This window comes from Streptomyces sp. HSS9-12, from assembly GCF_054963655.1.
In genome coordinates this window covers 69644-76257 of sequence record NZ_JBUEGC010000035.1, presented here as the reverse complement: position 1 = coordinate 76257, position 6614 = coordinate 69644, and the positions used below count along the sequence as shown (strand labels likewise).

Genomic DNA, 6614 nt, shown 5'->3' with positions numbered 1-6614 from the left:
CGGTACAAGGTCGCCTCCTGGACCGACGGCGGCCCCGGGCCGCTCACCGACGCCCCTGTCCGCGGCTGCGCCATGGCCAAGGGCGCGGAGCCCGCCCGGGTGACCGTCCGCGTCGACGCCGCCGCGACGCCCACCGAGCGCGTGAATCCGAAAGGCCCGCCCGCCGGAGCCGCCCGCGTCCTGCGCGGCGGCTCCCACATGTGCCACGAGTCCTACTGCTTCCGTCATCGCACGTCCGCCCGGATGGGCAACACCCCGGACAGCTCCAGCGGCAACACCGGCCTCCGCTGCGCCCGCTGGGCCTGACGGGCCATTGAACGCACCGATCCGTTTCACACCGTGGGAGCCGCACATGACTCAGCAGTTCGTACCGAGCCGCCGGACCGTCCTCGGAGGACTGGGGGCCGGAGTCGTGGCCGCGACCGGAGGCCTCGGCGGCGCCCCCGCCGCGGCGGGGGTCCCCCTGGCCGACCACAACGCGCTGTCGCAGAACGACGCCTCGGTCACCTACCGGGACAAGCAGTTCCTCATCGACGGCGAGCCCGCCATCGTCCTGGGCGGCGAGATCCACTACTTCCGGCTCAAGCGCTCGGACTGGCAGTCCCGGCTCGAGCGGGCCAAGGCCGCCGGGCTCAACACCATCGCCACGTACGTCCCCTGGATGTGGCACGAGACGCCGGACGGCACGATCGACGTCACCGGCAGCACACGTCCCGAGCGCGATCTGGGCGCCTTCCTGGACCTCTGCGTTGACAACGGCTTCCATGTCATCGTCCGGCCCGGCCCGTTCACCATGGCGGAGCTCAAGGGCGAGGGTGTCCCGGAGCGGGTGCGCAAGGAGCACCCGGAGATCGTGCCCACCGGCTGGAACGGGGCGAAGGCCCCCACCCCGACCGTCGACTATCTGGCGCCCGCCTTCCTCAAAGAAGCGAAGCGCTGGTACGACGCGGTGATGCCGGTCATCGCCAAGCGGCTGCACCGCAGGGGCAAAGGGCCGGGTGTCATCGCCTGCCAGCTGGACAACGAGATCGGCATGCTCGCGTGGGTCAGCAACTCCCCGGACCTCACCGACCACCTGCTGGCGGACTTCAACGGCTGGCTGGAGCGGACGTACGGCGACAAGCTCGGCGACCGCTACCCCTTCGCCGGCAAGTCCGCCTCCGAGCGCAATGCCGCCATCCGTTCCCCCCAGGACGGCTATGCGGCCGCCCTCATGCACGACCTGGGCACCTTCATGCGCGGCCGCTTCGCGCGCTACGTCGCGCACCTGCGGAAGTACGCCGAGGACGCCGGCGTCCAGGGCGTGCCGTTCCTGATCAACATCCACGGGACCGGGGGCGGCAGCGCGGAGAACTTCCCCATCGGCATCAGCCAGCTGATGGAGACCTACTCCGGGAAGTCCGGGATGATCTCCGGGTCGGACTTCTACCTCGGCAGCCTCACGGTGCGCAACGTCACCGACCTCTACCTGATCAACGCGTTCATGGACGCGGTGCACGACGGCGACCAGCCGCTGACCGCCCTGGAGTTCGACGCGGGGCACGCCGACTACGGCAATGATCTGAACAACCAGTCCGACGCCGAGAGCACGCCCCTGAAGACCCGGCTCTGCGTCGCCCAGGGCGTCAAGATGATCAACTACTACCTGTTCGCCGGGGGCTTCAACCCCAAGCTCGACGAGCCGGCCGGCGACGGCAACGACCGCATCGGCATCACCGGTGAGCGCCACGGTTTCGCCGCTCCGGTGGATCCGGAGGGCAGGCCGAATCTCGCCTACGAGCCCACCAAGCGCGTGTCTCATGCCGTGGGCGCGCTGGCCTCGGCCCTGGCCCCGATGAAGCCGGAATACGACGAGGTGGTGCTCGGCTTCGTACCCGACCACTACCTCACCGAGTACCGGCCGCCGGAGAGCGACGCGGTCAAGGCGGTGCTGAGCGATGTGCAGGGGACCCGCGGCTTCGGCCCGCGTGGCGCGCTGTCCCGCGCGATGCTGTTCAACGGCTTCCGCTACCGCAGCGTCAACCTCCAGGCCGGCGACCTCGACCCGAAGAGCGTTCCCCTCCTCGCCCTGGCCACCGGCGCGTATCTGGCCACGGGACTGCAGGAGCGTGTGGTGCGCTACCTCAAGGCGGGCGGCAAGCTGCTGCTGTCCGGCCGGGTGCCCGACAAGGACATGGCGGGCCGGCCGAGCACCGTCCTGCTGGACGCCCTGGGCCTGAAGAAGGGCAGATACCTCACCGACGCGAACCGCTTCCGGCTCTCCGTGACCGCCCACGGCTGGGCCGCTCCTCGCGCCGAGATCCGCGTGCAGTACGCGCAGTTGTACACCCCGAGCCGTGGCGAGACCGTGCTGCGCGAGGTCTCCACCCGCGAGGGCTGCGGTTTCGACATCCCCGTGGGCGGCGGGCGGGCCGTGATGATCGCCACGGCCTACCGCTGCGACCTCGACTTCTGGCTCCGCGCCTTCAACACCCTCGCAGCGGCCCCCAGGATCACCCACAGCCCCACGGACGCCGCAGTCTTCTTCCTCACCACGAGGGACGCAGACGGCGGGCGACTGCTGCACGCGTTCAACATCAACTCCGGCTACGACCAGTCCTGCACCGTCAGTGAGAAGGGCAAGGCGCTCTTCGGCGGCGAGAAGCTGAACCTTCCCGGGCGCAGCGGGGCGATGCTTCCGCTCGGCCTGAAGGCCGGCGGGCTGCGGATCGCCTACGCGACCGCCGAAATCGTCGGCATCGGGGACGGCCGGGTCACCTTCCGCGCCCTGGGTGACCAAGCGGTCGTGGCGGTCGATGGCCGGGCGCGGTGCGAGGGAGCCAAGACCTCGTATGAGGGCGGCCGCACCATCATGCGCGTCCGGCGCCGGGAGTTCACGGTCCGCGCGGGCTGATGCCCCGGTACGGGAGGGGCCGGGCAGCCCCTCCCGTACGGTTCACCGATCTGAACTCGCCCAGTTCGTCGGCGAGGATGAGATACATCCCGTGCGACCAGAGCAGCGGGGTGGCATTCGGCCCCCGGCGGTCCAGCCATTCCCGCTCTCGCTCGGGAGCCGGCCGCGGCCCGGTCGGTGCCTGCTCGGGCAGCAGCCCGTCCGCGGTGAACTGCGCCTCGATCCAGCGCAGTTGGCGGATGCCCTTCCCTGCGACGGCCCGGACGGGCGTAGTGCCACCCAGCAGCGCGGAGAGCACCGGCCAGCGACCACTGCCAGGCCGGTGAGCCGCGCGCAGTCGGCCGGCGCGCGCACCGACTGACGGCGCTCGCGCAGCGCCCCGCACCAGGGGCCCGGTCACCTGGGGCCGGTCGACGACCGACGCTGCCCGGCAGGAGCAGGGCCTGGGCGACGTCGGCGAGCACGGACTGCATCTGCCCCGGCAGCGCCTGTCCGAACCGCGCGGCCAGGCCGCCGCGGCGCAGGTACTGGCGGGCGCCGGGGGCCTGTCAGGACGTGCCCTTCACCAGTTCCCCGGTGCCCGTGGCGGCGGGCACCGGGTCCGCCGCTGCGGTGCTGTCCGCCGCCGGGCGGCGCAGCAGCCGCCGCAGCCACGGCGCGCCGAGCCCCGGCGTGGCGAGGCCGCCGGTGACCCGGTCCAGGAAGATCGCCAGGACCACCACCGACAGCCCGCCCTCGAACCCGGCGCCGACGTCGAGCTGCGTCACGCCGCGCACCACGACCTCGCCGAGCCCGCCCGCGCCCACCATCCCCGCGATGACGACCATGGACAGCGCCAGCATGATCACCTGGTTGACGCCCGCCATGATCGACGGCATCGCGAGCGGTATCTGCACCTGCCGCAGCACCTGTCGGGGCCGGGACCCGAAGGCGTGCGCCGCCTCCACGATCTCGGGGTCGACCTGCCGGATGCCGAGCTGGGTCAGCCGGACCGCCGGCGGCAGGGCGAACACCGTCGTCGACACGGTTCCCGGCACGACGCCGATCCCGAAGAAGAACACGGACGGGATGAGGTAGACGAACACCGGCAGCGTCTGCATGAAGTCCAGCACCGGCCGCGCCACCGCGCCGGCCCGGCTGCTGGTGGCCGCCCACACCCCGAGCGGTACGCCGGTCGCCACGGCCGCGGTCGCGGCGATCAGCACGATGGTGAGGCTCTGCATCGCCTGGGTCCACATCTGCATGGAGTCGACGAGCAGGAACGCCAGCACCGTGAAGACCACGAGCTGCCAGCGCCGGGTGGCCAGCCACGCGATGGCCGCGAAGACCGGGATCAGCACCCCGGACGGGGGCGTGTGCAGGAGCCAGTACACGCCGTTCACCGCCGAGGTCGCGACGGACGACAGCCCGTCGAACACTCCGCCGAGGTGGTGCAGGAGGAACTGGATGACGTCGTTGACGCAGCGTCCGACCGGGATCCTAGGCATGAGCGGACCTCCTGGGCTGGGCGAGGGCGGTCAGGATGGCGGCCCTGGGCACGACGCCGAGCAGCCGCCCGGCGTCCACGACCGCGACCGGGACGAGGCCCCGGCCCGCGAGGTGCAGGAAGTCCGCCAGCGGCTGGTCCGGCGGCACCGCGTGACAGTCCTTCAGCACCCGCCCGGCGAGATCCGGCGCGCCGTCGCGCAGGGCGGAGGCGAGATCCTGGTCCCGCGCCACGCCGAGCAGCAGCCCGTCGTCGTCCAGCACGAAGACGCCGTTCGCCTCCGCGTTCGCCAGCCGGTCCAGCACGTCCGCGGGCGTTTCGCTGACGCGCGCGGTGAGCAGGACGGGCTGCATCACCGCTCCCGCGGTCAGCACGCGGGACCGGTCGACGTCGGAGACGAAGTCGCTCACGTAGTCGTCCGCGGGCGAGGAGAGGATCTCCGGCCCGGTACCGCACTGCACGACCCGGCCGGCCTTCATCACCATGATCCGGTTGCCGATCCGCATGGCCTCGTTGAGGTCGTGGGTGACGAAGACGATGGTGCGCCGGTGCTCCTCCTGGAGCCCGAGCAGCAGGTCCTGCATGTTCCGCCGGATCAGCGGGTCCAGGGCGCTGAACGGCTCGTCCATCAGCAGGATGTCGGCATCCGTCGCCAACCCCCGTGCCAGGCCGACCCGTTGCCGCATACCGCCGGACAGCTGGTGCGGGCGCGCGTCACCGCGGTCCCCGAGTCCCACCTGGTGCAGTGCCGCGTCGGCCCGTTCCAGCCGTTCCTTCGCCGGAACGCCCCGGATCTGCAGCCCGTACGCGGCGTTGTCCCGGACGGACCGGTGCGGGAGCAGCGCGAAGTGCTGGAAGACCATGCTGATACGGCGGTTCCGCAGCTCCCGCAGGCCGTCCGGGTCCATGGCGGTCACCTCGGCGCCGTCGATCCGCAGCGTCCCGGACGACGGCTCGATGAGCCGGTTGACCATCCGCAGCAGCGTCGACTTGCCGCAGCCGGACAGGCCCATGACGACGAAGAGTTCACCACGTCCGACGGTGAACGAGACGTCGTGCACGGCGAGATGTCCCCCCGCCGCGGCGACCGACGCGGCCGGAGACTCGGCGGACCCGCCGCCCAGCAGCGCCCTCGCGCGGTGCTCGGGGAGCCCGTAGACCTTGCTCAGGCCCGAGCCTTCGATCATCACGGGAGTGTCCGCCGCGGGAGCGTCCGCGAGCGGGGTCCGTGTCATCGACAGTCCTGTGGCCATGACGGATCACCCACCGACCACCGCGGCGGCGCCGTCCTTGCCGCTCACCGTCTTGACCCCGGCCAGCCACTTCTTCAAGACCTCCGGATGCGCTTCCATCCACGACGAGGCGATGTCCTTGGCCGACTTCTTCTTGTTGTCGTAGGCGTTGATCCAGGCGGATGCCGTGGCCGTGTCGATGCGGATCCGGGACAGCAGACGGACCAGGTTCGGGTCGTCCTTCTTCAGTCCGGACCGGGTGAGCACCCGGATCTGGCCGGCGCCGGGCCAGACGTGCTGCGGGTCGGCAAGGAAGGTCACCTTCCACTTCACCACCATCCAGTGCGGGCGCCAGGCCAGGAAGACGACCGGCTCGTTCTTGGCGATGCGGCGGCCGACCTCGGCGAGCATGGCCTCGGTGCTGCTCTGGACGAGCTTCCACTTGCCCAGCCCGTACGCGTTCTTCTTGATCGCGTCGAGGATGTACTGGTTGCCCGGCGTGCCCGGCTCGATGCCGAGGATCTCGTGGTGGAAGAGATCGCCGTGCTTGGCCAGGTCGGCGAGAGAGGTGATGTGCAGCTTCTTCGCCATGGCTCCCGGGATGCCCGGCGCGTACTGGGTGCCGGTGAGCAGCGTGCCCGCCACCTTGACCGACCCCTTGTCGATGAGCTTGCCGTACACGGTCTGCTGCGAGGGCCACCAGTTGCCGAGGTAGGCGTCCGCCTTGCCGGTGGACAGCGCCTGGGCGCCCAGCGGGACCGAGACCTCCTGCGTGGAGGGGGAGTAGCCGAGCTTGGTGAGGATGTCGCTGGTGATCTGGTTCTCGACGACGAGGTCTGCCCAGGGCTGCTGGACGAGGCGGACGGTGTGCGATCCGCTGCCGCCGCCGGAGCCGAAGGAGCTGGCGTCGCTGCTGCCGCAGCCCGCGAGCAGCGGCGGCACGAGAAGGGCGAGAGTCAGGGCGAGGACGCCGGTGCGCCGTGTGCCGGCAGGGGTCATGGGG

At 71.2% G+C, this 6614-nt stretch carries 6 protein-coding genes; 2 read left to right on the top strand and 4 right to left on the bottom strand.

Going from position 1 to position 6614, the window contains the following annotated elements; translation table 11 throughout:
* Both ACY34J_RS19415 and ACY34J_RS19410 read left to right on the top strand, forming a co-directional pair.
* The coding region (locus tag ACY34J_RS19415; protein ID WP_462727742.1) for an SUMF1/EgtB/PvdO family nonheme iron enzyme at nucleotides 1–306 on the top strand (306 nt) is incomplete at its 5' end.
* A gap of 46 nt (nucleotides 307–352) precedes the next feature.
* Nucleotides 353–2893: a beta-galactosidase gene (locus tag ACY34J_RS19410; protein ID WP_462727741.1), complete on the top strand. Its 2541-nt coding sequence runs from the start codon at nucleotides 353–355 to the stop codon at nucleotides 2891–2893.
* On the opposite strand, the gene ACY34J_RS19405 is transcribed toward ACY34J_RS19410, so the two are convergent.
* The 4 genes from ACY34J_RS19405 to ACY34J_RS19390 form a co-directional block, all read right to left on the bottom strand.
* Complete coding sequence (locus ACY34J_RS19405; protein ID WP_462727740.1) at nucleotides 2874–3191, bottom strand: hypothetical protein; 318 nt, start codon at nucleotides 3189–3191, stop codon at nucleotides 2874–2876. The two genes, ACY34J_RS19410 and ACY34J_RS19405, sit on opposite strands and share 20 nt — an antisense overlap.
* Before the next feature lie 250 nt (nucleotides 3192–3441).
* Entirely contained in the window at nucleotides 3442–4380 is a 939-nt protein-coding gene (locus tag ACY34J_RS19400; protein ID WP_462727739.1) for an ABC transporter permease, read from the bottom strand.
* Nucleotides 4373–5614 (bottom strand): quaternary amine ABC transporter ATP-binding protein, encoded by a 1242-nt coding sequence (locus ACY34J_RS19395; protein WP_462727738.1) that lies wholly within the window; start codon nucleotides 5612–5614, stop codon nucleotides 4373–4375. Before ACY34J_RS19395 ends, ACY34J_RS19400 begins: the two co-directional genes overlap by 8 nt.
* A 24-nt stretch (nucleotides 5615–5638) precedes the next feature.
* Complete coding sequence (locus ACY34J_RS19390) at nucleotides 5639–6610, bottom strand: glycine betaine ABC transporter substrate-binding protein (protein ID WP_462727737.1); 972 nt, start codon at nucleotides 6608–6610, stop codon at nucleotides 5639–5641.
* Nucleotides 6611–6614: the final 4 nt, after the last annotated feature.

Excerpts from the sequence above, each read along its gene's own strand:
- ACY34J_RS19410 (WP_462727741.1), top strand. The coding sequence starts at position 353 with ATGACTCAGCAGTTCGTACCGAGCCGCCGGACCGTCCTCGGAGGACTG.
- ACY34J_RS19400 (WP_462727739.1), bottom strand. The coding sequence starts at position 4,380 with ATGCCTAGGATCCCGGTCGGACGCTGCGTCAACGACGTCATCCAGTTC.
- ACY34J_RS19395 (WP_462727738.1), bottom strand. The coding sequence starts at position 5,614 with ATGACACGGACCCCGCTCGCGGACGCTCCCGCGGCGGACACTCCCGTG.
- ACY34J_RS19390 (WP_462727737.1), bottom strand. The coding sequence starts at position 6,610 with ATGACCCCTGCCGGCACACGGCGCACCGGCGTCCTCGCCCTGACTCTC.